We start from the raw sequence: 24,660 nt of genomic DNA, 5'->3' as shown, positions 1-24,660 counted from the left end.
ACCTTAATCGATAACCTGAACAACGGACTCCGTTTGCATTAGCCACCGCTAAAGCTTCTTATAGGTCGTGCAGCGTAGTACTGCGTACGCGCTGCGGCGGTCGGGCTTGGGGGTCGCCCGGCCGCTTTCAGTTTCAGGTAAGAGGCCGGAAAGTCAGAAACTTTCTGCCAGTTTCGGCAAATCCCTGATCAGCCCATCCCGCACCACGAAGCTGATCGGCTCGTTGGGGTACCGCTTTGTATCGACCAGCAGCCTTGCGAAGATGACACGCCGTTCGTCCTTCATTGCCCAGCCGACGAACCAGCCGAGCGGGCGGTCGTAATCGACCTTGCCGGCCTTGTCGCGCAGCCAGCCGGAACCGGTCTTGCCCTGGATGTCCCAGCCGTCGCCGGCATCGAAATGCGGCACGATCGCCAGCGTCATGTCGACCGCATGTTCGGAGATCGGCAGGCCGCCATTGAGGAAACGGCGCAGGAACTGGACCTGCTGGTCGGCCGAAATCTTCAGCGACGACATCAGCCAGGATTCGGTCAGGCCGTCGGTATTGCCCGGGCCGCCGGAGATATCGCGGTTGCCGTAGCCGAAGCGCTGGATGTAGTCCGCAAACTTGGGCTTGCCGAGCTTGCGGGCAATTTCCTGCGAGTACCAGACGATCGATTCCTTCTCCCAGATCAGCGGATCGACATCCTTCTTCACCCGCTCCGGGCCCTTGAACTTCGCCTGGTATTTCCAGCGCGGGTTCCGGGCGTCGGTCAGGATGCCAGCGTCGTAGCCCATCATGGCCAAAGGCAGTTTGAAGGTCGACTGGGGATAAAAGCCCTGATCACAGGTACCCTGCCGGTAAAGCGCATCGCCGCTCTCCTCGTCGATGATGACGGTGCAGCGGATCGGATCGGCGGCGCCAGCAGAGGTGCACTCAAGAAAAGTCGCGGTAATTCCGAGGGAAAATGCCAGAAGGAAAGAATTTCTGAAAGCCATCGTGGTGCTCCAAATGGGGTGACACGGCTTTTCTAGGTCGGCTTGCAAGCCCTAATCAAACGATGATATCTGCGGTCAGGCATGAATGAAATTAGGGCATGGCCATGGTTCGACCATATTTGCCGCTGAACGCGCTGCGGGCCTTCGAGGCGGCCGCGCGGCATCTCTCCTTCACCCGTGCGGCGATCGAACTCTGCGTCACCCAGGCCGCCGTCAGCCATCAGGTAAAGCTCCTCGAACAGCGGCTCGGCGTGACCCTGTTTCGCCGCCTGCCGCGCGGACTGATGATCACCGAGGAAGGGTTGGCGCTACTGCCGGCGTTGCAGGACAGTTTCGACCGCATGGCCGCGATGCTGGAGCGCTTCGAAGACGGGCATGTGCGCGAGGTGCTGAAGCTCGGTGCGGTCGGCACGCTGGCGGTCGGCTGGCTGCTGCCGCGGCTTCCCGATTTCCGGGAAAAATACCCGTTCATCGATCTGAGGCTTTCCACCAACAACAACCGCGTCGACATCGCCGCGGAGGGCCTCGACTACACGATCAAGTTCGGCAACGGCGCCTGGCACGATATCGAGGCGGATCCGCTGTTCGAGGCGCCGCTGTCCGTTCTCTGCATTCCGCCGATCGCAAGGCAGATCAAGACCCCGGAGGACGTCGCGCACCAGGTGCTGCTGCGCTCCTACCGCGCCGACGAATGGCCGGGCTGGTTCGAGGCGGCCCATGTCGCCCCGCCGCAGATCCGCGGGCTGGTGTTCGATAGTTCCGTGCTGATGGTCGAAGCGGCGATTCAAGGGGCTGGAGTGGCGCTCGCCCCTCCCCTGATGTTCTCCCGCCAGCTTGCCGCCGGCATGATCGAACAGCCGTTTCCAATCTATATTTCCAAGGGCAGCTACTGGCTGACCCGGCTCAAATCCCGCACCGTGACGCCCGCCATGGAGATGTTTGGGAACTGGCTTGCACAACAGGCGGCGATGACGCGGGCGAAAACCTAGGCCTCCTCCGCCGCCCGCCGCGCGGATTTCATCGCCTCGGTGATCGCCACGGTCTCAACGGAGACGCGGGTGACGCGCATCAGCAGATCGACGACCTTTTCCTTGTAGTCGGCGAAACGATAGGTGTTGAATTTTTCGCGGATGGTCGGGTCCTTCGGGGTCTTTTCCTTGTACTGGTCGAGGATCCATTCGAGCCCGGACCGGTTGCCGAGCCGATAACTCCAGACCTCAGGCGGAATGCCCGAGAGCGTCGTTTCCGCGTCAAGACGGATGATGCCGGCATCCTTGTCGGCCTTGAGGACGGTTTTCGGCGAGACGCCGGCCGCGCGGGCCTTTTCGTCGGGCGTATCGAGGCGTTGCAGCGGCCATGGCTCAACGGTCTCATAGCCGATATGCAGTTCCATCAACCGCCTGCCCCAGCCGGCCCAAGTCCAAAAATCCGGATAGAAGGGAATGCGCGGGAATTCACGCTTCAGGTTCAGCGCGTATTTTTCGCGATAGACCGGATCGTGCAGGACGCCGTAGACATAGTGGAAGATGTCTTCCTTGGTGATTTTTTCGGCCTTGCCGTAGTGGTCGCGGAACTGTTTTTGGCCCCAGTCGGTGATATTGTCGACGCGCTCGCCGGTGGAAGTGTAGCGGTAGAGGGGGAGTGAAAAGACGGGGTCGAGAGAAAGGAGCGCGTAGTTGACTGGCCCATCAGCCACTAAGGTAGTAAATGGAAGTCGGCTGCCAAATACTACCAATATATTAGGGTTCTTCTTGTTTAATTCAGCTCCGTATATCCTAGTATGAAGCTCCGTCAATCGATCACTCAGTGCCTTTTCCGCATAGTATTTTAGGCGCACGAACGGACGGTATATAGATGGGATTATCTTGGACTCGGTGAATTGCAATGGTGCCCTTTGCGCTATAAGTCCACTACTCCATTTGATTGACTTATCGTATTCTCCAAAAGGCCGTTTTGGTTTCGCAATTTCGTCATTAAATACAGAGATGAAATACTTCAGCCGAGCTGCGACATGGTCGGCACTATCGTCATATAACCACTCATCGCGATTAGTTTTGATAGCATTCGCACCAAGCTTAAATAGAGCTCTGTCACGACCGCTCACAGACGAGTTCTTTGTAGCTTTATCAAATAGAGGCAGAAAATCGCCCCACTGGTTTTCCGACAGATTCACCCAGTTCGCCTGCTTATCCGGTGCGATCCGCTCAAACCCGATTCCCGATAGCTTCGACGACCCCAAAAACGCCAACTTGTCTGCTGCCGTGTCGAATTCCGGCCGCCGGGCATAGAAAATCTTGCAGCCCTTCTGCTTGCGGCGCTTGACCATGAAGGAGATGGCGACGCCGGTCTGGATGCCGAAGACATTGTGCTTGGTGCCGGAGAGTTTCGGATTGGCGCGCACGTCGCCGCCGAGATCGACGACGTAGATCTCGCTGAACTCCTGTTCCACCGCCTTGCGGAAACCGTCGAAGGTTCGGCTTTCGATGAAACTCCGGTTGGTGATGAAGGCCAAAACCCCGTCGTCGTGCATGCGATCGGACGCCCACCGGAAGAAGCGGGCGTACATATCGTAGACCTTGGTCTTCTGCGCCGTCGAAAGCCGAATGTAGCTCGACTTGATCAGCTCATCGACCCGCTTGTAGTCGCGGTTCTTGTTGTTGTCGTTCTCGTTTGCCTGGTTTGCATTATAGGGCGGGTTGCCGATGATCACCGAAATCTTGCGGGCGTTCTGGCGCTTCACGCGGGCGACGTTCTCCTCCGACATGGCGCCGAAAAGTTCGTGCTGGTGTCCGGAGCGGATGCCCAGCCCGCCGACATTGTCCAGCGTGTCGACGAAACAGAGGTTCGGATATTCGGCGAACTGGCCGGTGATCGCAGCATAGGTCGCCTCGATATTCAGGTTGGCGACGTAATAGGGCAGGATCGCCACTTCGTTGGCATGCAGCTCGTTCTTGTATTTGTGGGCGAGCTTCTTCGGGTCGCCGCGAAAGCTTTCGAGAAGTTCGCAGATGAATGTGCCTGTGCCCGTCGCCGGGTCGAGGATCTCGACATGCTCGTCGATCAGGTTCTTGCCGAAATGTTTCTCGCAGAGCCAGTCGGCCCCTTCGATCATGAACTTGACGATCTCGTTCGGCGTATAGACGACGCCGAGGCGATCGGCCTTCTTCGGATCGTAGACCTTGTAGAAATTCTCGTAGATCAGCTTCAGGAAGGTCTGCTTTTCGGGATGGCTGTTGATCTGCGCCGCATTCGCCCGGATCGCCGCATAATAGGGTTCCAGCCCCTTCAGCGTGTCGCGCTTCACCGCGCCGGTGAAGAATTTCCCTTCGAGCGCATAGAGTTCCTTGGCAATGTTGTTCTCGTGGTGGAAATCACCCTCGTTGAAGATATGGGTGAAGATCTCCTCGGTCAGGATGTGCTGGATCAGCATTTCCCGGACATCCGCCTCGCCGAGCGTCGGATTGATGGTTTCCTGGCAGGTTTTCAGGAAACGGGCCGCCTCGGCCCGGAAGGCGGCATTGTCGCCATAGGCGGTGTCGATCCGCGCGCGCAGCGCATCGAGAACCGTCGGCAGATCGGCCTTGAACCGGGCGACCGCCTTGCGGAACTCAGCGATTTCCGGCCGCTCGTAGGAAAAGAACAGCGAGACCAGCCGCGACAGGCTCGCCGTATCGGTCATCGAGGCGCGGGTGACCTCCTGGCGGTTCTGGATCAGCACCGCCGTTTCGGAGTTTTCAAAGACGATATTGTCCTGCGGATAGCCCTTGGCGAGCTTCTTGCGGATCTCCTCGTCGAGATCGTCCTTGGTGTCCTTGGCCTCCCAATAGCCGAGGGGCACGCGAATATCGTGAAGGACGGTGCCGTCCGGATAGACGGTCGTCTTCAAAGTGGTCTGGACCGGATATTCCTCCAGGAAGACCAGCTTGTCGGACGCCGCCCACGAGTCCAGGAGGCGACGGAAGGCCGGGCGGATGATCTGTTCGTTGGAAAGGCCGGAAAACTTCCGCAGCCGATCGATCTCGGCAAGATATTGATTGATAAGCTGCTGACTCATGAATCCCCCTGAAGCCGGGACATTAGAACGCAGCGGCTCCAAGCGGAAGCGCGAAATCTTGCACACCCCACAACCGCTGCCAATGCGAAGCTTCCCCTTGCCATCCCGCCTGCCTTGTGCGATCACCCGCCCTCTCAAAAATTCCGGGGCGCCAGAAGCGCCCTTTTCGCATTCGGAACCTGCCGGCGCATTGCCGGGGGTTCCGGTTCAATGATCTTCGGTGGGTAAAAGGAGCACGGCGATGGCACGGGCGCTCGGGCTTGATTTCGGCACGACCAATACGGTTCTGGCACTGGCCGATGGCGGCAGCACCACGCATTCGATGCGTTTTTCCAGCGCCGCCGGCGAGAGCGATTCGATGCGCACGGCGCTCTCCTTCATGAAGGATCCGGTGATGGGGGCGCAGGCGCTGAAGGTCGAGGCCGGACAGGCGGCGATCCGCCAGTTCATCGACAATCCCGGCGACTGTCGCTTCCTGCAGTCGATCAAGACGTTTGCGGCAAGCGCGCTCTTCCAGGGCACGCTGGTGTTTGCCCGCCGGCACGTCTTCGAGGACCTGATGGAGATCTTCCTGAAGCGCCTGAAGATCTATGCCGAGGACAACTGGCCGACCGACGTGTCGCGGGTGATCGCCGGACGGCCGGTGCATTTCGCCGGCGCCAATCCGGATCCGAAGCTTGCGACCGAACGCTACAACGAGGCGCTGACGCGACTCGGTTTTCCGGAAATCCACTATGTCTACGAACCGGTCGCGGCCGCGTATTACTTTGCCCAGACGCTGAAGAGCGACGCCACCGTTCTCGTCGCCGATTTCGGCGGCGGCACCACCGACTATTCGCTGATCCGCTTCGAAACCAGGGCCGGCAAGCTGACCGCCACCCCGATCGGGCATTCAGGCGTCGGCGTCGCGGGCGACCATTTCGACTACCGGATGATCGACAACCTGGTGTCGCCGGAAATCGGCAAGGGCAGCAAGTTCAAGAGTTTCGACAAGGTTCTGGATGTGCCGGCCGGCTATTACGTCAATTTCGGCCGCTGGAACCAGCTGTCGATCTTCAAGACCAGCCGCGAATTCGCCGACCTGAAATCGCTGGTGCGCTCGGCGCTGGAGCCGGAAAAGCTCGAACTGTTCGTCGATCTCGTCGACCATGACGAAGGGTACCCGCTCTACCAGGCGATTTCGGCGACCAAGATGGCGCTGTCGGGAGCCGAGGAAGCGGAATTCAACTTCGCGCCGCTTGGGCGTGCCGGACGGAAAATGGTGAAGCGCACCGATTTCGAAGGCTGGATTGCCGAGGACCTCGGCCGAATCGAAGGTGCGCTCGACGAGGTTCTGGAAAAGACCGGCACCGCGCCTTCCGAGATCGACAAGGTGTTCCTCACCGGCGGCACCTCCTTCGTGCCGGCGGTGCGGCGGATCTTCACGCAGCGATTCGATGCCGGCAAGATCGAGACCGGCGGCGAACTGCTGTCGATCGCCCACGGCCTGGCGCTGATCGGCGAGAGCGACAATGTCGCGCAATGGGCGGCTTGAGGGGAAAAACGGACCCGCCCGTTGAGAGTATGAGGCGGTGCGAGGAGCCCCGCCCCCTTGTGGGGAGGGGTTGGGGAGGGGACTTCACCCGGTATGAAAACCCCGCCCGCCTGCCGGCCACCCTCCCCACAAGGGGGAGGGTTAAGATTGCAGCACCCTCCCCTATCGCCTTCTTCTGTCCAAAACCGGTTCCCTCTCCCACGCGACATGCTGTAGTGTGAATCAGATGAACCTCGCCAAAGACATGGACGCCTCCGAGCTCGCCGCCCTTCTGCATTTCTATGCGGATGCGGGCGTGGAGTGGCTTGTCGAGGATGAGCCGGTGGACCGGTTCGCGCAGTTTGCGGCCCAGAAGGCGGCGCAGGCCGATGCCAGGGCGCCCGCGTCTGCCCGGCAGCAGCAGCCGACGAACTATGAGCAGGCGCCGACCTCCCAGGCGGCCGCGGCAACGCCGAAACGGACCGCACCGACGGCGCGCGCGTCAGCACCTCCACCCGCCTCCGCGCCCGTATCGGTACCGGACGAACAGGCGGTCGCCTCGGCACGGTTTGCGGCCGAAAGCGCCCGTTCGCTCGACGAGCTCAGAACCGCGATCGAGGCCTTCAACGGTTGCAACCTGAAGAACGGGGCGCGCAACACGGTGTTTGCGAGCGGCAACCCCGCTTCCGGCATCATGATGATCGGCCCGATGCCGAATGCGGACGACGATCGCGACGGCATTCCCTTCTCCGGGCGGCAGGGGCAGTTGCTCGACCGCATGCTCGGCGCGATCGGGCTTTCCCGCGACAACGTTCTGCTGACCAATGTCATCCCATGGCGGCCGCCGGGCAACCGCATGCCCTCGCAGGCCGAGATGGATATCTGCCGGCCGTTCCTGGAGCGCCAGGTGGCGCTCGCCGAACCGAAGCTGCTGCTGCTGCTCGGCAATTTTCCGGCCCGTTTCTTCTTCGGCGGCAATGGGACGATCCATTCGATGCGTGGCGAATGGCGGGACATCGGTTTCGGCGGTGTGACGCTTTCGGCGATCGCTACCCTGCATCCGCAGGAACTGCTCGCGGCTCCCGCCAACAAGGCGCTCGCCTGGCAGGACCTTTTGATGTTCAAAATGCGTTTGTCGGCGCAGTGATTGCCCGCATTTCAGGCAGATTGAACCCTAATTTCAGTAAAGTTACGGAAATATGAAAAATGCCATGCAACCCGCGCATGGCAGTGCAGCGTTTTGCTGCATTGCAGAATCGATGCTGCATTGCAATATTAGGCCTGTGTCTTGGGAGGAATTCTAGGTTTAAGGAACCAAGGCCAATGACGACCCGCTTCCGCCCGATCCATTCGGGTTTCGAAACTCTTCGCATCGCCGGCCTGTCGCCGCGCTCGACGAAGGGCTATCACCATTTCGGCTCCGCGACGAACGAGCAGCTCACCTCCTGCGCCATGGCGCGCACGGTCGGCGTCACTCGTCCGGCTTCGGTCTTCGCCGATTTCCGCGAACGTTGATCGCGCGACCCAAGGAAGCATCAGCCATGACGGCCATCCTCCACCCGATCCGCACCCTGCGTGAGAACTTTTCTCACATCGGCGCTGCCGTGAACGCATCGCGCGAATACAGCCGCGCCGGTGCGGTCCGCGTCTCTACCGAAGCGGCCAACCCGGTCGCCGCGGCCATCCCGCTTTAAGCATCCGGCTTTTTTCAAGCCCCCGGGGTCAAGCCCCGGGCGGCGAAGCCTTGCGCGCCGCCTTCCGCTCGAGCCCCAATTGATGCTCGCGGTAGATGATGAAAATCCCCGCCGATACCGTGATCGCCGTCCCGACCAGCATGGCCGCCGTCGGCACATCCCCGAACAGAACATAGGCGATGCAAATCCCGAGAAGGATCGAGGTGTATTCGAACGGCGCGACCGTCGACACATCCGCATTGCGGTAGCTTTCGGTCAGCAAGATCTGGCCGACGCCGCCGCAGAACCCGGAACCGATCAGGAAAAGCTTCTCCGGCATCGTCAGCTCTGCCCAACCGAAGGGCAGGCTGAGCAGTGAAAACAGCGCACCCGAAAGCGAAAAATAGAGCACGATCGTCGCCGTCTTCTCGGTGCGCACGAGCTGGCGCGTCTGGATCATCGCAAAGCCGGCCAGCACCGCCGAGAGGATGACAGAGGCGGCGCCCATCGCCTGCTCCGAGCCCATTCCGCCCTGTTCGAACATGGTGAGCTTCGGCCAGGAGATGATCACCACCCCGACCATGCCGACCATGACCGCGCTCCAGCGGTAGATACGCACCGTCTCCTTCAGGAAGATGGCGGCGAAGACGACGGCCAGGAGCGGCGAGGAATAACCGATCGCGATCGCATCCGGCATCGGCAGGTGGACCAGGCCATAAAAGCCGAAAACCATCGACAGGATGCCGAGAAAACCGCGTTTCACATGGCCGGTCAGGCTGTTTGTGTGGAAGGCGCCGCGCAACTCGCCCTGGAAGGCGAGATAGACCATGATCGGCACGAGCGCGAAGGCGGAACGATAGAAGGTGATCTGGCCTGCCGGGATATCGGGACCTGCGGACTTGATACAGGTCTGCATCATCACGAAGATCACCACGGAGGTGACTTTGAACATGATCCCGCGCAGGGGATTCAGGGCATCGGCGGCCATCAACAACTCATGGGGATTCTTGGGGGATTTTCGGTGGAAATCCAGTCCGCACGGACAGGGCGTTTTGGAGAGGCGATCGGGGAAGATTCAGTTTGACGGCAAAGTAACGGAAAAGTGCCGTGAAGGGGATCAAAACTGATGATAGGTCGATCAATATCCGTGACCTTGTGAAAGATTGCGCGAAATACAGCGGATCAAAATCACGCTTTATTTTAGCCAAAGTTTCAACAATCGTTTAGCATTGCGTGCAATTATCCCCGCGGCGACGGGTGTGTGTGCCAGTTCGACAGGGAGTACTGCGAAACTCCCGACACCAATTTGAAGAGCCGGTTCAGGAAGCAACATGCGAACAGATACGGGCCAGATCGTTCATCTGGCAGATTACCGCCCCACCGACTTCGTCCTGGAACGCGTCGATCTGACCTTCGAGCTCGACCCAACCAACACCAAGGTTGATGCGCGGCTGATCTTCCACCGGCGCCAAGGTGTCGACCCTTCGGCGCCGCTGGTGCTGGATGGCGACGAACTGACGCTGTCCGGACTGCTGCTCGACCAGAACGAAGTGCCCGCGGCGCAATACGATGCGACGCCGGAAAGCCTGACCATCCGCGACCTGCCGGCCGACGCTCCCTTCGAAATCACCGTCACCACCTTCATCAATCCGGAAGCCAACACCCAGCTGATGGGCCTCTATCGGACCAACGGCATCTACTGCACCCAATGCGAGGCGGAAGGCTTCCGCCGCATCACCTATTTTCCGGACCGGCCGGACGTGCTGGCGCCCTATACGATCACCATCATCGGCGACAAGGCCGCCAACCCGGTCATGCTGTCGAACGGCAACTTCCTGGGCGGCGCCGGTTACGACGAGGGCCGCGCGTTTGCCGCCTGGTTCGACCCGCATCCGAAGCCGAGCTATCTCTTTGCGCTGGTCGCCGGCGATCTCGGCGTGGTCGAGGACACGTTCGTCACCATGTCCGAGCGTGAAGTGACACTGAAGATCTATGTGGAGCATGGCAAGGAGGCCCGCGCGGCTTACGCCATGGACGCGCTGAAGCGCTCGATGAAGTGGGACGAGGAACGGTTCGGCCGCGAATACGACCTCGACATCTTCATGATCGTCGCCGTGTCGGACTTCAACATGGGGGCCATGGAGAACAAGGGCCTCAACGTCTTCAACGACAAATACGTGCTCGCCGACCCGGAAACCGCGACCGACCAGGACTATGCCAATATCGAGGCGATCATCGCCCACGAATATTTCCACAACTGGACCGGCAACCGCATCACCTGCCGCGACTGGTTCCAGCTCTGCCTCAAGGAAGGCCTGACGGTCTATCGCGACCACGAGTTCTCAGCCGACCAGCGTTCGCGCGCGGTGAAGCGCATCGCCGAGGTGCGGCACCTGAAATCGGAGCAGTTCCCGGAAGACGCAGGTCCGCTCGCGCATCCGGTCCGCCCGACCAAATACCGCGAGATCAACAACTTCTACACGACCACGGTCTACGAAAAGGGTTCGGAAGTCACCCGGATGATCGCCACGCTGCTTGGCCGTGACGACTTCAAGGCGGGCATGGACCTCTATTTCGAGCGCCACGACGGGCAGGCCGCGACGGTCGAGGATTTCGTCAAGTCGTTCGAGGATGCGAGCGGCCGCGATCTCACGCAGTTCTCGCTCTGGTATCACCAGGCCGGCACGCCTCTGGTCACGGTGTCGAGCGAATACGACCAGGCAAGCGGCACCTTCAAGCTGTCTCTCGAGCAGATGATCCCGGCGCCCCCCGGCCAGACGGCCAAGGAGCCGATGCACATCCCGCTCTCCTTCGCGCTCATCCTCGACAACGGCTCGGCGGCAGTGCCGACCAAGGTCGCGGGGGGCGAAGTCACCGGCGAAGTGCTGCATCTGACCGAACGCCGGCAGACCTTCACCTTCTCGGGCATTTCCTCCCGTCCGGTCCTGTCGCTCAACCGTTCGTTCTCGGCGCCGATCAACCTGCATCTCGACCAGACGCCGGCCGATCTTGCCCATATCGCCCGCCACGACACCGACCTCTTCGCCCGCTGGCAGGCGCTGACCGATCTCGCCCTGCCGAACCTGATGCAGGCGGCGCGCAACGCGCGGGACGGCAAAAAAATCACCTGCGACCCGGCTTTCGTCGCGGCCCTTCTGGAAGCCGCCGGCGACGAGACCTTGGAACCCGCCTTCCGCGCCCAGGCGCTGACGCTGCCAAGCGAGGCCGACATCGCCCGCGAACTCGGCGGCAACAACGACCCGGATGCAATCCATGCGGGCCGCAACGCCATTCTTTCGGAAATTGCCAAGGCCGGAACCAGAACCTTCCTGCGCCTGTTCGAGGACATGAAGGTCAAGGGCGTCTTTACGCCGGATGCGGCAAGTGCGGGCAAGCGCTCGCTGCGCAATACCGCACTGTCCTACCTGACCTACGCGGAAGGAACGCCGGCCCGCGCGGCCGCAGCCTTCGCATCCGCCGACAACATGACTGATCTGGCCCAGGCGCTGGCGGTGCTTGCCCATCGTTTCCCGGACGCGCCGGAAACGACAGACGCGCTTGCCACGTTCCTCGCGCGCTTCGACGGCAATGCCCTTGTCGTCGACAAGTGGTTCTCGACCCAGGCGACCATTCCGGGTGCCGGCGCGCTTGCCCGTGTCAGGGCGCTGATGGAAAACCCGCGCTTCATCGCCAGCAATCCGAACCGGGTGCGCTCGCTGATCGGCACGTTCGCCTTCGGCAATCCGACCGGCTTCAACCGCGCCGACGGCGAAGGTTACCGGTTCCTGGCCGAGCAGATCCTGGCGATCGATCCGCGCAATCCGCAGCTCGCGGCCCGGATCCTGACCTCGATGCGCTCATGGCGATCGCTGGAACCGCAGCGCGCCGATCATGCACGGGCGGCGTTGACCACGATCGAACAGGCCGCAACGCTTTCCACCGACGTGCGAGACATCGTCGAGCGGATGCTGAAGGGCTGAGCCTGAGGCGCCGGCTTCAAGCGCCGGCGCATTTTTCCAGGAAGCGAGAAACCAGCGAGCGGCAATAGTCGGTCGTCAGCTCGCGATCGCCGAACAGGATGTGGTAGATGATCGGCGCGACGACGACGTCGATCGCTTCGCTCACGTCGAAGCCCGTCTCGCCCCTCGTCAAGGCGCGCTCGCGCAACGTCTCCAGGTGATCGTAGGTAAACTGGCAGCAGCGGCCCGCCGCGGCGCCTTCCATGCTGCCAAGCACATCCGCCAGCATCGAGCGTCCGACCTTCGACGACATTTCCTCGGCATATTGGAGAATGAAGGTTTCGAGGTCGGACCCCATCGCGCCGGTATCTTCCGGGTCGGCGACCGGCCGCATGCGCGCAACCGCGACATCCGCCAGGAGTTCCGACAGATCCCCCCAGCGGCGATAGATGGTCGACGGCGTCACGCCGGATTTTTCGGCGACCATCGGCACAGTGATCGCGCCGCGATCCATGGTCTTCAGCAGATCCCGTACCGTGCGGTGCACCTCCGACTGTATGCGGGCACTGCGGCCACCCTGGCGCACCATTTCCCTGGCCAATTTGTTCTCCTTGCCGGCACGTGCCGGAGATATGAAATTCCTTAACGCAAAGATATTGCATTAATCCGGCAATGCAACTACATGCGGCTAACGCTAATAATTTGCGTTAAGGTGAACCGCCATGAGCAGCATCCTCCCCTCGCCCAATTCCCCGTCCGCTTTCCGGATGACGGTCTACAGTTTCATATTCGCGATGCTGATCTCCGCGACCAGCAGCGCGCCGACGCCGCTCTATCATCTCTACCAGGAACTCTTTCATCTCTCGCCGGCGATGATCACCCTGATCTTCGGTTCCTACTCTTTCGCGCTGCTCGCGGCGCTTCTGACCGTCGGCGGGCTTTCGGACTATCTCGGGCGCCGCCCGCTGATCCTGCTTGCACTGATCTTCAACGCCGCGGCGCTGATCGTCTTCATGCTGGCTGAATCGGGCACGATGCTACTCGTCGGCCGTATCGTCCAGGGTTTCGCGACCGGCATCGCCTTCCCGACCTTCGGGGCGACGATCCTCGATACCGACAAGCGCCGGGGGCCGACGCTCAACAGCATCACCGCCTTTCTCGGCCTGATGGTCGGCACGCTTGCCGGCGGCACGCTCGTCGCCTTCGCACCCGCGCCGACGCACCTCATCTATGCGCTTCTTTTCATCGTGACGGTGGCCGGCATCATCGCACTTGCCTTCATGCCGGAGACCATCACCGGACGGCCGGGCGCGCTCGCCGCCATGCGCCCGCATATCAGCGTACCGCGGCGGGCCCGCGCGACGCTTCTGAAGGTCACGCCGGTCAATATCGCCGGCTGGGCGCTCGCGGGCTTCTATCTGTCGCTGATGCCGACGTTGGTCGCCGTTGCGACCGGCGTCACCTCGCCCTTCGTCGGCGGCACGGTCGTCGCCACGCTGATGCTCAGCGCCACCGCCTCGGTCTTCATCTTCCGCACATGGGCGCCACAGCAGGTTCTCCTCACCGGCGGGGCCACGCTGATAATCGGCGTCCTGATCACGCTCTCCGGGGTATACCTTGAGGCCGTCGGGTTCCTCTTCCTCGGCACCGCGGCCGCCGGCCTCGGCTTCGGATCGATCTTCTCGAACATTCTGAAGGTCGTCCTGCCCCTTGCCGAAAGCCACGAACGCGCCGGCCTCTTCGCAGCCTTCCTGGTCGAGAGCTACCTCGCGTTCTCGATCCCCGCGATAGCGGCGGGACTGATCGCCCCTACGCTCGGCCTCTCCAATGCCGCGTATATCTATGGCGGTGCAATCATCACGCTGGCGGTGATTTCGATCGCGGCCACACGCACCAACCTTTCCGAAAGCCCGGCCGTCTCCTGAGACGGCCGGTTTGCCGCCCCCGCGGGACTCTTCCGATTCGCAATTGAATCAAATCGTTAAAAAAATCTTAGCAAGCCTCTGGACACGAAGAATCACTAATGATTCATTAAGGCAGATTCGGGCGAGCGGCGCGCCGAATCACCATGAGGGATACCATGAAAACCATGTCGGACGTGCAGCGGGCAACCGCGGCCGAGGGGCGGCTGCGTCTAAAATTTCCAAGCCTTGGAAGTTTGCGGCGGGTCATCCCGGATGAGGCCCGACTTTCCGTCAAGCCCATCGCGCGGCAGATGCCGCGGGTGGAACTCGTTCTCAAGCGTTCGATCCCCCTTCTTATCATCGCCTTCCTCACCGTCGTTGCCGCGTCGCGCATTCTCGGCATCGTCTCTGAATACACGCGGATGGAAGATGCCGCACGGCAGGCAACCGCGCTGATGGCAGCCGCGGCGAGTGCTGCCTTCTCAGGCGACGCAACGGCACTCATCGGTCGGGACCGCGCCGCCGCGGAAAAACGCCTTGGGACCTTTCTGCCGCAGGAACGCCTGGAGGCCGAGGCCTTCTTCCTCTTCGTCGACGAAACCGGCCGGATCTTCGGCGGTACCAAGCAGGCCGCCAGCTATGTCGGCAGGCGCCTGACCTCCGTCCTGCCGGAAACCGCGGCACTGCGGCGGTTCGGCGACGAGAGCGGCGTGATCGAGACCTATTTCGGCGAAGTTCCGCACTATGCGGCGATCGAGATGGTCGGCAGCGAAGGCGCGCTGATCGTGGCGGCCTACTCGCTGGAGAGCATCAATCTTGCGTGGCGTCACGACGTCTCCCTCAACGTCACGCTCTTCACCGGCATTTCGGCGATCCTGCTGGTCATCCTCTACGCCTATTACATGCAGGTGAAACGCGCTCGCGAGGCCGACGAAACCTTCGTCGAATCCAACCTGCGCATCGAGACGGCGCTGTCGCGCGGCCGTTGCGGGCTTTGGGATTTCGACGTCAGCAACCGGCGCCTGTTCTGGTCCGGATCGATGTACGAGATGCTCGGCCTGCCGCCTGCTGGCAACGTGATCTCATTTACCGATGCCGCACGGATGATGCACCCGACCGACGGCAACATCTATGCGCTCGCCCGCGCCATCAGCCGCGGCAATGCCAAGCAGGTCGACCAGGTTTTTCGCATGCGCCATGCGGCCGGTCATTACGTCTGGATGCGCGCCCGCGCCCAGCTGGTGAAGACCAGCCAGGGGCGTACCCACGTCATCGGCATCGCCATGGACGTCACCGAACAGCATCGCCTTGCCCAGCGCTACGCCGAGGCCGACCAGCGTCTTGCGGACGCGATCGAATGCACTTCCGAAGCCTTCGTGCTCTGGGACAAGAACGACCGCCTGGTGATGTGCAACACCCATTTCCAGCAGGCTTACGGCCTGCCCGACAGCGTGCTGGTGCCCGGCACCGAGCGTCACGCGGTCAACGCCGCCGCAGCGCGCCCTGTCATCGAGCGCCGCGTCGCCGATCCGGACGGCAGCGGCCTTTCGCGCACCACGGAAGTGCAGCTCGCCGATGAGCGCTGGCTGCAGATCAACGAGCGCCGCACCCGCGACGGCGGCCTGGTCTCGGTCGGCACAGACATCACGCTGCTGAAGCGCCACCAGGAACGGCTGCGCGACAGCGAGCGCCGGCTGATGGCAACGATCGGCGACCTCTCCTCCTCGCAGAAGAAACTGGAGCGCCAGAAGTCCGAGCTTTCGATCGCCAACGCCAATTATCAGGCGGAAAAGGACCGTGCGGAGGCCGCCAACAAAGCCAAGTCGGAATTCCTCGCCAACATGTCGCACGAACTCAGGACCCCGCTCAACGCGATCCTCGGCTTCTCGGAAATCCTGACGAACGGCATGTTCGGACCGCTCGGCTCACCGAAATATTCGGAATATTCCAAGGACATCCACGATAGCGGCAAACATCTCCTCAACGTCATCAACGACATTCTCGACATGTCTAAGATCGAGGCAGGCCACATGCGCATCCAGTGCGAAGCGGTCGACCTGAAGCCGCTGATCGAGGAAAGCCTGCGCCTCACCTCGATCTCGGCCCAGGACAAGCAGATCGCCATCCATCAGCGCCTGTGCGACAGCCTCAACATGGTGGCCGATCGCCGCGCACTGAAGCAGGTGATGCTCAACATCCTCTCCAACGCGGTCAAGTTCACCAATCACGGCGGCAGGATCGAACTGCGTGCCCGCAAGATGGAAAAGGGGGTGCTGCTGACGATCGCCGACACCGGCATCGGCATTCCGATGGAAGCGCTCAACAAGATCGGCCAGCCGTTCGAGCAGGTGCAGAGCCAGTATGCCAAGAGCAAGGGCGGCTCGGGATTGGGGCTTGCCATTTCCCGCTCGCTGATCGGCCTGCACGGCGGCAAGATGCGTATCCGTTCACGGGTCGGCGAAGGCACGGTCGTCTCGCTGCTGATCCCTGACCAGCCCATGCTGGTCGGCCGCAAGCGGGTGGCGTGAATTGAACCGAGGGCTTTGCCTTCAGGTCGCCGCGGGCTTCTGCCACGAAGGTCAATCGGGCGGCAACCGCCAACAAGATCTTCCGCCTTACATATGGGCGATCTTGTTCTCAACTTCGGTCAATCTCGAACTGACCTCTTCGGCGAGGCGAGACGCATGTGAAGCGTCCTGCAAGGCGGTCAAAACTTCGTTGTACTGGCCCACGACATCGATTTGGGTTCGGCTAAGGTCACGAGCACGGTCATCGAGGAGTCTCTCGGTTTCCTCCATTCTCGAAGAGATTGCCTCGAGCCTGCCCGATGTCTCACTGTGCTGCCGAAGTGCGAGCTCGTGCAAAGTATTCATCTTACGATTGAGCTTAGTAATTTCCGTCTCAACCGAACCGAATTTTTCAATGGCGGCTTCAACCATGCCCAACGTTCTTTTTTGACCATTGAACATCGCTTCCATCAGCGCCAGCAATTTTGTCTCTTCGTTTTCACTCACTTCGAAAATCCTCTACTCCTTCTCAATATGGCATCCTCGCGTGTAAAGAACAAGGAAGTGGCCGATGCAGCGGGCGCTAGGGAGGCATCTCCGGCGTTGCAGTGGAGCTATTATTGTTAGTTGTGTTGGCGGTTGCTGCCAAATACCGGGCAAATGCGCCCCGTCACTTTGCTACAACGGTCTGAAATACCGCCCGCACCGCCTTCGACAGCCGCTTTACCTCGCCCTCCAGCGTGCGGATATCCGGGCAATTCCCTGCCCGGCAGACGCGCTCGACGAGCCCTGAAGGCGCTTCGCCCGGATCGAACGGTCCGTCGACGCAGAGCCGGACGATCTGCGAAAGCTCGGTGAAAAGCCGTAGCGCCTCGACGCAGATATCAAGATCGGCGGGCTTCATCAGCTTTTCGCCGAGCGCGTTCAGGGCTTCTTCCGTGCTGAAACCATAGGTATCGAGCATCACGCCCTTGGCCGGCGCTATCAGCCGCAGATACTGGGCGATGAACTCGATATCGATCAGGCCGCCGGGGACCAGCTTGAAATCCCAGATATCGCGCGGCGGCTTTTCCTTCTCGATCAGCTCGCGCATCTCGGCCACGTCCTTGGCGATCCTGGCGATATCCGGCTTGGTCGACAGCACTTCGCGGATCAGGCCTTTCGCCTCGTCGACGAGGCTTTCTTCGCCGCAGATCAGCCGGGCGCGGGTGAGCGCCATGTGTTCCCAGGTCCAGGCCTCCTGGCGCTGGTATTTACCGAATGCGTTGATGCGGGTGGCGACCGGCCCCTTGTTGCCCGACGGCCTCAAGCGCAGATCGACCTCGAAGATCACTCCCTCGGCCATCGGTGCCGAAAGCGCTGCGACCAGCCGCTGCGTCAGGCGGGTAAAATAGCGGCTGGAATCGAGCGGCTTGGCGCCCTCGCTTTCGATCGCCTCGCTATCGTAATCGTAGAGAAGGATGAGATCGACGTCGGAACCGGCAGTCAGTTCGAAACTGCCGAGCTTGCCCATGCCCATGACGGCGACGCGGCCGCCCGGATAAAGGCCATGGGCGCTGCGGATCTCCGCCGTCACCGCCTTCAGAGCGGCGTCGATCAGGAGGTCGGCGAGATGGGTGAAGGCACGTGCCGCCTGAGCACCCGAGATCGCGCCCGTCAGCAGCCGGATGCCGATCAAGAAACGCTGCTCGGCCGCAAAGATGCGCAGCCGGTCAAGCTTTTCCTCGTAGTGCCGGCCGGCGGTGAGGAATGCGGCCAGGCGATAGGAAAGATAGTCTCGGGTCGGCAATTCGGCCATCAGGCCGGGATCCAGCATGCCATCAAAGACATGCGGCTTGGAGGCGATGATATCGGCAAGCCGCGGCGCCGAGGACATGATCGTGACGATGAGCGCCAGCAGCGGCGGATTGTTGCCGATCAGCGAGAAGAGCTGGATGCCGGCCGGCAGGCCTTTCAGGAAGCTGTCGAACCTCAGCAACGCCTCGTCGGCACGTTTGCTCTCGCCGAACGCCATCAACAGCGCCGGCATCAGCTCGGTCAGCCTCTCGCGCGCCTCGGCCGATTGGGTCGCCCGGTAGCGGCCATAATGCCAGGTGCGGATGACGCGGGAAATGTCGGCCGGGCGTTCAAAGCCGAGCGAGGCGAGCGTCTTCAGCGTGCCCGGATCATCCTGCTGGCCGGTGAAGACGAGATTGCCGTCGCCGCCGGACAGTTTTGCCTCCTGTTCGAACAGCCGGGCATACCGTTTTTCGACGGTCTTCAGCATATGTTCCAGCCTGGCGGAAAAGCTGGCGGTATCGGCAAAACCGAGCATGAAGGCGATGCGCTTCAGTTCGGGCTCGGTTTGCGGCAGGTTGTGGGTCTGTTCGTCGTGGACCATCTGGATGCGGTGTTCGACATCGCGCAGGAACCAGTAGGCCTCGGTCAATTCGGCGGCGATGTCAGGCGCGATCCACCGCGCCTCGGCGAGCGCCTTCAGCGCCGCTTCGGTTTCGCGCGCCCGCAGGGGCGGCATGCGGCCGCCGGCGATCAGCTGCTGGGTCTGGGCGAAGAACTCGATCTCGCGGATGCCGCCGCGACCGAGCTTGACGTCATGGCCCTTCACGGCGATCGCGCCGTGGCCCTTGTGCACGTGGATCTGCCGCTTGATCGAATGGATGTCGGCGATCGCCGCATAATCGAGATATTTGCGGAACACGAAGGGGGTGAGCAGCCGCATGAAATTTTCGCCCCCCGCGATATCGCCGGCGATCGGCCGCGCCTTGATGAAGGCCGCCCGCTCCCAGTTCTGGCCGCGGCCCTCGTAATAGATCAGTGCCGCATCGAGCGAGACGGCGAGCGGCGTCGAGCCGGGATCCGGGCGCAGGCGCAGGTCGGTGCGGAACACGTAGCCGTCTGCCGTGCGTTCCTGCAGGATGCGGATCAGCCGTCGCATCATCCGGCCGTAGACTTCCGACCCGTCGAGCGGATCGGCGAGGATGCCTGTTTCAGGGTCGAAGAAGACGACGATATCGATGTCGGAGGAATAGTTGAGCTCGCGGCCGCCGAGCTTGCCCATGCCGAGCACGATCAGGCCCGAGCCCTTGCTCGGTTCTTCGAGGTCGGCGAGCTTCAGTTTGCCGCTCTCGTGACCGGCGGCCAGAAGGTGATCGATCGCCGCGGCGACGGAGGCTTCGGCAAACAAACTCAGCCAGCGCGTCGTGTCCCTGGCGGAAAAGATACGGGCTAGATCGGCGAGCGCGACAAGGAAGCTCAAGGCCCGCTTGCCGGCACGCAGCGCGGTCATCACCTCGTTTTCGGAGGGCGCCTTGCCGTCCGTCTTCTGCCAGGCCCGGCGAGCCGTATCCACCAGACGCTCCAGCGTCGGCTCCAGCGGCTCGGTGATTGCGATCGTCAACAGCCTTGGCGTGATGACCGCGGTATCGCGCAGATAAGGCGAGAGGGTGAAGGCAGCGACGATGAAATCCTTAAGCGCGCTGTCCTTGCCAAGCAGTTCCGCGACCGAAGGCTCGGACTTGCCGATATCCTTCAGGGCCGCCATCGCCGCCTTGGTCTCCGTCTGGTTCAGCGGGCGGATCACCTCCGCCTTCACCGTATCGAGCCGTTTTCCGGTCTCCGACACTGGCACCTCCCGTGATTCTTCCCTGGCGAAACTTAGGGCTTCGGCACGGGAAAGACCATGGTGACCGTCAGGCCGGGCGCCGCGGCATTGGTCTCGTCGGTGGCGGAGAATTCCAGCGAGCCACCATGCAGTTCCATCACCGCTTCGACCAGCGAGAGGCCAAGGCCGGTGCCAGGTTTGGAGCGGCTTTCGTCCAGGCGAAAGAACCGCTTGGTTACCTCGCCCCGCTTGTTGGCCGGGATGCCCGGACCGTTGTCGCAGACGGAGAGCCTGAGCGTGCCGTCGCTCCTGGCGAGCTTCACGCCGATCTTCGGCGTCTGGCTTCCCTCGGAAGCATATTTGATCGCATTGTCGAGGAGATTGAAGATCGCCTGGCCGATGAGCTCCCGGTTGCCGGTGACGACGAGACCCGGTTCGAGCTCGGTGGTGAGCGAAAGACCGGCCTCCTCCGCCGCCGGCTCGTAGAGTTCGGCGCTGTCGGCGGAGATCGCCGACAGATCGACATCGGACATTTCCGCAGCGATCGAACCCGCCTCGACACGGGAGATCATCAGCAGCGCGTTGAAGGTGCGGATAAGCTGGTCCGATTCGGCGATGATGCCTTCGAGGGCCGTCCGACGCACATCCGCGCGATCCTCGCCCAGCGCATCGGCCGCCTTGTTGCGCAATCTCGTCAGCGGCGTCTTGAGATCATGGGCGATGTTGTCGGAAACCTGGCGCAGACCCTCGTTCAGCTTCTCGATGCGTCCGAGCATGGCGTTCAGCGAATCCGACAGCCGATCGAATTCGTCGCCGGACTTGCCGACCGGCAGGCGCTGCGAAAGGTCGCCCGCCATGATCTTCTGGCTCGCCGCCGACATGCGGTCGATGCGTTTCAATGCATTGCGGCCGATGCCGAACCAGATCACCAGCGCTCCGACGCCCATGATGGCCAATGCCACCATCAGCGCCCGGCGCACAATGCCACGGAACCGGCTCGGATCGCCGAGATCGCGGCCGACCAGCAGCCGCAGACCGTTGTCGAGGCGGATGACGTTGGCGGTCGCCAGATGCCGGCCGCGGCGGTCCACTTCCGTATAGGGTTCATAGGTGAAGGGGATGTCCGTCCAGCCCTGCTCGTCGAGCACGCCGGGCTGCACGGCGGCGACGTTACCGGCGAGCATCTCGCCGTTGGGACCGGCGATCACATAGAGATTGGCGCCCGGCTGGCGGGCCCGCCGCTCCATCATCCGCAGGAGAAGGCTCACGCCCCCCCGTTCATAGGCGCGCTGTATCTCCTGCACTTCCTCCTGCAGCGACTGCCGCGTCTGCTGCGCCAGCAGCCGTTCGGACATCGCCGTCACGTAAATGACCAGGAATGCCGCACACAAGGCGAAGAGCAGGATATAGAGCGCCGACAGCCGCACGGCCGTCGAGCGGAACATCAGGCGGGCGCGTGCCAGCAACTCGGCTTACCCCTCGTCCTTGATCATGTAACCGGCACCGCGGATCGTCTTCAGAAGCGGCTTTTCGAAATCCTTCTCGATCTTCGATCTCAGCCGCGAGACATGCACGTCGATGACATTGGTCTGGGGATCGAAGTGATAGTCCCAGACGTTTTCGAGCAGCATGGTGCGGGTCACCACCTGGCCGGCATTCTTCATCAGATATTCCAGCAGGCGAAATTCCCGCGGCTGCAGCAGCACTTCCTTGCCGGCGCGCTTCACTTCGTGCGACAGCCGATCAAGCTCCAGGTCGCCGACCCGGTAGACCATGTCCTGTTCCGGCGTGCCCTTGCGGCGGCCGAGCACTTCGACGCGGGCGAGAAGTTCGGAGAAGGCGTAGGGCTTCGGCAGATAGTCGTCGCCGCCGGCGCGCAGGCCGGTCACGCGGTCGTCCACCTGGCCGAGCGCCGAAAGGATCAGCACCGGCGCATTGATGCCGCGCTTTCTCAACTCGCTGATGACAGACAGCCCGTCGCGGCGCGGCAGCATGCGGTCGATGACCATCACGTCGTAGGAATTCTCGGTCCCCATGAACAGGCCGCTCTCGCCGTCGCTTGCATGGTCGACCACTATCCCGGCCTCGCGAAAGGCCTTGGTCATGTAGGCTGCCGCCTCCAAGTCGTCTTCTATCACCAGAATCTTCATGTGCGGGACAATAGCGTCCGCGCCTGTCTTTGCACTACGGGAATCTGCGGTGCCGGCAGAATATCGGGTATCCGTCTCCATCACTCGCTCCATGGAAAGAAGAAGGGCGCCGACCGTTGCCGGCGGCGCCCCTGACCTTGCGACCTATTTGGGAAATCAGCCTTCGTTGATCGGCAGGGCGACAAAGCGGCTGGTATTGTTTTCACCAGCCACCTGGAACAGCGCGCGGGTGCGGCCATCCTTGCGGGCCTGGTCGAGAACCTTGCCGACATCGGCGGCGCTGGTGACCTTGCGGTTGTTGACCGAGACGATCTTTTCCCCGGTCTTCAGGCCGCGGGCAGCGGCTTCGCTGTCCGGATCGACGTCGGTGACCGAGAGACCGGAACCGTCCTCGGCCGGAGCGACAGTGATGCCGAGGCTCGCAAGCGCCTTGTCGCTGGAGGGCGCCGGGGCGTCGGGCTGCTTCGGCGTGGCCGCGGCGGCTTCGTCGCTCTGGAGATTGCCCAGCGTGACCGGGATCTTCTGCGCCTTGCCGTCGCGCCACAGGTCGACATCGACCTTGGTGTTGGGGCCGAAGGCGGCGACGCGCTTGGCGAGATCACGGGCATCCTTGATCGGCTGGCCGTTGACGGCGGTGATGACGTCGCCTTCCTTGATGCCGGCCTTCTGGCCCGGAGAGCCTTCCTGCGGAGCGACGACGAGAGCGCCGGACGCTTCCTTGAGGCCGAGCGAATCGGCGATGTCCTGGGTGACCGGCTGGATCTGCACGCCGAGCCAGCCGCGATCGACCTTGCCGTCCTTCATCAGGTCGGCAACGACGTCCTTGGCGGTGGAAGACGGGATCGCGAACGCAATGCCGACATTGCCGCCCGAGGGCGAGAAGATCGCGGTGTTGATGCCCACCACTTCGCCGGAGAGGTTGAAGGTCGGGCCGCCGGAATTGCCGCGGTTCACGGCCGCATCCACCTGGATGTAGTCGTCATAGGGACCGGAGCCGATGTCGCGGCCGCGGGCCGAAACGATGCCTGCGGTGACCGTACCGCCAAGGCCGAACGGGTTGCCGACGGCAACCACCCAGTCGCCGACACGGACCTTCGAGTCGTCCGCAAAGTTGACATAGGTGAACTTGCGGCTGGTGGCGTCGACCTTGAGCACGGCGAGATCGGTACGGCTGTCCTTGCCGACCAGCTTGGCTTCGAGTTCCGTGCCATCGTTCAAAACGACCGTGTAGGCGGAACCGTCCGAAACGACGTGGTTGTTGGTGACGACATAACCGTCTTCGGAGATGAAGAACCCGGAGCCCTGTGCCGCCGGGCGCAGACGGTGAGGACGGTTGCCGTCCTGACCCCGCGGACCGTTGCGGTCGGCGCGATCCTGGTTGCGGTTGTTGCGGTCGCCCGGAGCACCCGGAGCGCCCGGCACCTGGCCGCCGAATTCACGAAAGAACCGCTTCAGCGGATGGTCGTCGGGAAGCTGGTCGAAACCGCGGCCGCCGAAACTGAACGAACTGGTGTCGTCGGAAACGGGTTGGGCGTCGGACTGGACGCGCACCGAAACGACGGCGGGGGAAACGGCCGAAACGACATCGGCAAAGCTCGGGGCCTGCGGTGCGGTGACGCTGACCGGAGCAGCAAGGGACTGCGTGACCTGAGCCGGGATGCCGCTCGAGAGCATGACCGCGGCAAGACCAGCAACCGTGGTGGTCTTCAAGACGGTCTTCAGAGAGGGACGTCCGATATTGCGCATGTTTTAAGCTACCTTCTTCTCTTCAGTCATTTTGGCCGGAGGTCAGCCAGGCGGTGGATGACAAGAGATATAGGCGCTCGCAGGTTAACTGCAGGTGGCGGACGAATGAAATATTGGTAATGTTTGCAGCGGTCTGTTTTGGGCGCCTATTTTTTCAGAAGCTCTTCGATGCGCGCCTGTTCCTCGGCGGAGAGCGCCGCAACCGCGCGTTGGCTGGGACGCGTGCGGACAAAAACCAGGATCGCCACGCCACCGACCAGCAGCAGCAGGACGGGAGTGGCCCACAGGATCATCGTCTTGGCGCTGAGCCGCGGCTTCAGGAGCACGAATTCGCCGTAGCGGGACACGACGTAGTCGATCACCTGATCGTCCGTGTCGCCGTTCGCTAGCCGTTCGCGCACAAGCACGCGCAGGTCGCGGGCAAGCTCCGCATTGGAGTCGTCGATCGACTGGTTCTGGCACACCATGCAGCGCAACTGCGCCGAAAGATTTCGGGCGCGCTGCTCGAGCACGGGGTTGGAGAGCACTTCGTCGGGGTTGACCGCGAAGGCCGGGAGGGGGGCGAGGAGAGCCAA

18 protein-coding genes are annotated in these 24,660 nt (G+C 62.1%); 8 read left to right on the top strand and 10 right to left on the bottom strand.

All coding sequences use genetic code 11. From position 1 onward, the window contains the following. Positions 1-153: 153 nt before the first annotated feature. Positions 154-978: a class D beta-lactamase gene (blaOXA, locus tag ACSQ3G_RS03940; RefSeq protein ID WP_436109129.1), complete on the bottom strand. Its 825-nt coding sequence runs from the start codon at positions 976-978 to the stop codon at positions 154-156. Positions 979-1,082: 104 nt separating this feature from the next. On the opposite strand from blaOXA, the gene ACSQ3G_RS03935 reads away from it, so the two are divergent. Then, positions 1,083-1,967: a LysR substrate-binding domain-containing protein gene (locus ACSQ3G_RS03935; RefSeq protein WP_436109128.1), complete on the top strand. Its 885-nt coding sequence runs from the start codon at positions 1,083-1,085 to the stop codon at positions 1,965-1,967. Here ACSQ3G_RS03935 and ACSQ3G_RS03930 read toward each other — a convergent pair. Continuing rightward, complete coding sequence (locus tag ACSQ3G_RS03930; RefSeq protein ID WP_436109127.1) at positions 1,964-5,032, bottom strand: type ISP restriction/modification enzyme; 3,069 nt, start codon at positions 5,030-5,032, stop codon at positions 1,964-1,966. The genes ACSQ3G_RS03935 and ACSQ3G_RS03930 overlap by 4 nt on opposite strands. A gap of 241 nt (positions 5,033-5,273) precedes the next feature. On the opposite strand from ACSQ3G_RS03930, the gene ACSQ3G_RS03925 reads away from it, so the two are divergent. From ACSQ3G_RS03925 to ACSQ3G_RS03910, 4 genes are all read left to right on the top strand, one after another. Continuing rightward, positions 5,274-6,566 carry an Hsp70 family protein gene (locus ACSQ3G_RS03925; RefSeq protein WP_436109126.1) on the top strand — a complete coding sequence of 431 codons (1,293 nt, stop codon included), beginning with the start codon at positions 5,274-5,276 and terminating at the stop codon, positions 6,564-6,566. 226 nt (positions 6,567-6,792) lie between these two features. After that, positions 6,793-7,692, top strand: coding sequence for a uracil-DNA glycosylase (locus tag ACSQ3G_RS03920; protein ID WP_436109125.1), 900 nt, complete (start codon positions 6,793-6,795; stop codon positions 7,690-7,692). A gap of 176 nt (positions 7,693-7,868) precedes the next feature. Next, a complete protein-coding gene (locus ACSQ3G_RS03915) occupies positions 7,869-8,060 on the top strand; it encodes a hypothetical protein (RefSeq protein ID WP_046637552.1) in 192 nt (63 codons plus the stop codon). Between the two features lie 26 nt (positions 8,061-8,086). Beyond that, positions 8,087-8,239 (top strand): hypothetical protein, encoded by a 153-nt coding sequence (locus ACSQ3G_RS03910; RefSeq protein WP_436109124.1) that lies wholly within the window; start codon positions 8,087-8,089, stop codon positions 8,237-8,239. 28 nt (positions 8,240-8,267) lie between these two features. Here the strand turns inward: ACSQ3G_RS03910 and ACSQ3G_RS03905 are convergent, their stop codons facing one another. Next, positions 8,268-9,206 carry a DMT family transporter gene (locus tag ACSQ3G_RS03905; RefSeq protein ID WP_105432214.1) on the bottom strand — a complete coding sequence of 313 codons (939 nt, stop codon included), beginning with the start codon at positions 9,204-9,206 and terminating at the stop codon, positions 8,268-8,270. Between the two features lie 343 nt (positions 9,207-9,549). On the opposite strand from ACSQ3G_RS03905, the gene pepN reads away from it, so the two are divergent. Beyond that, positions 9,550-12,198 carry an aminopeptidase N gene (pepN, locus tag ACSQ3G_RS03900; RefSeq protein WP_436109123.1) on the top strand — a complete coding sequence of 883 codons (2,649 nt, stop codon included), beginning with the start codon at positions 9,550-9,552 and terminating at the stop codon, positions 12,196-12,198. A gap of 16 nt (positions 12,199-12,214) precedes the next feature. On the opposite strand, the gene ACSQ3G_RS03895 is transcribed toward pepN, so the two are convergent. Beyond that, positions 12,215-12,778, bottom strand: coding sequence for a TetR-like C-terminal domain-containing protein (locus tag ACSQ3G_RS03895; protein ID WP_436109122.1), 564 nt, complete (start codon positions 12,776-12,778; stop codon positions 12,215-12,217). Between the two features lie 121 nt (positions 12,779-12,899). Between ACSQ3G_RS03895 and ACSQ3G_RS03890 the strand changes: the two genes are divergently transcribed. Together ACSQ3G_RS03890 and ACSQ3G_RS03885 are read left to right on the top strand one after the other, a co-directional pair. Continuing rightward, positions 12,900-14,102, top strand: a complete 1,203-nt coding sequence (locus ACSQ3G_RS03890) for an MFS transporter (protein WP_436109121.1) — start codon at positions 12,900-12,902, stop codon at positions 14,100-14,102. A gap of 164 nt (positions 14,103-14,266) precedes the next feature. Further along, positions 14,267-16,609, top strand: a complete 2,343-nt coding sequence (locus ACSQ3G_RS03885; RefSeq protein WP_436111662.1) for a PAS domain-containing sensor histidine kinase — start codon at positions 14,267-14,269, stop codon at positions 16,607-16,609. Positions 16,610-16,696: 87 nt separating this feature from the next. On the opposite strand, the gene ACSQ3G_RS03880 is transcribed toward ACSQ3G_RS03885, so the two are convergent. The 6 genes from ACSQ3G_RS03880 to ACSQ3G_RS03855 form a co-directional block, all read right to left on the bottom strand. Beyond that, positions 16,697-17,095: a hypothetical protein gene (locus ACSQ3G_RS03880; protein WP_436109120.1), complete on the bottom strand. Its 399-nt coding sequence runs from the start codon at positions 17,093-17,095 to the stop codon at positions 16,697-16,699. 163 nt (positions 17,096-17,258) lie between these two features. Next, positions 17,259-20,210, bottom strand: coding sequence for a bifunctional [glutamine synthetase] adenylyltransferase/[glutamine synthetase]-adenylyl-L-tyrosine phosphorylase (locus tag ACSQ3G_RS03875; RefSeq protein WP_436109119.1), 2,952 nt, complete (start codon positions 20,208-20,210; stop codon positions 17,259-17,261). Between the two features lie 32 nt (positions 20,211-20,242). Then, entirely contained in the window at positions 20,243-21,634 is a 1,392-nt protein-coding gene (locus ACSQ3G_RS03870; RefSeq protein ID WP_172724116.1) for a sensor histidine kinase, read from the bottom strand. 27 nt (positions 21,635-21,661) lie between these two features. Continuing rightward, on the bottom strand, positions 21,662-22,420 hold the full coding sequence (locus tag ACSQ3G_RS03865) for a response regulator transcription factor (protein ID WP_280114037.1): 759 nt from the start codon (positions 22,418-22,420) through the stop codon (positions 21,662-21,664). Between the two features lie 75 nt (positions 22,421-22,495). Further along, entirely contained in the window at positions 22,496-24,085 is a 1,590-nt protein-coding gene (locus ACSQ3G_RS03860) for a Do family serine endopeptidase (RefSeq protein WP_105421112.1), read from the bottom strand. A gap of 146 nt (positions 24,086-24,231) precedes the next feature. Further along, on the bottom strand, positions 24,232-24,660 hold the full coding sequence (locus ACSQ3G_RS03855) for a cytochrome c-type biogenesis protein (RefSeq protein ID WP_436109118.1): 429 nt from the start codon (positions 24,658-24,660) through the stop codon (positions 24,232-24,234).

This window comes from Neorhizobium tomejilense, from assembly GCF_964254135.1.
Taxonomy (GTDB): Bacteria; Pseudomonadota; Alphaproteobacteria; order Rhizobiales; family Rhizobiaceae; genus Neorhizobium; species Neorhizobium tomejilense.
This window is presented reverse-complemented; position numbering and strand designations above follow the sequence as displayed.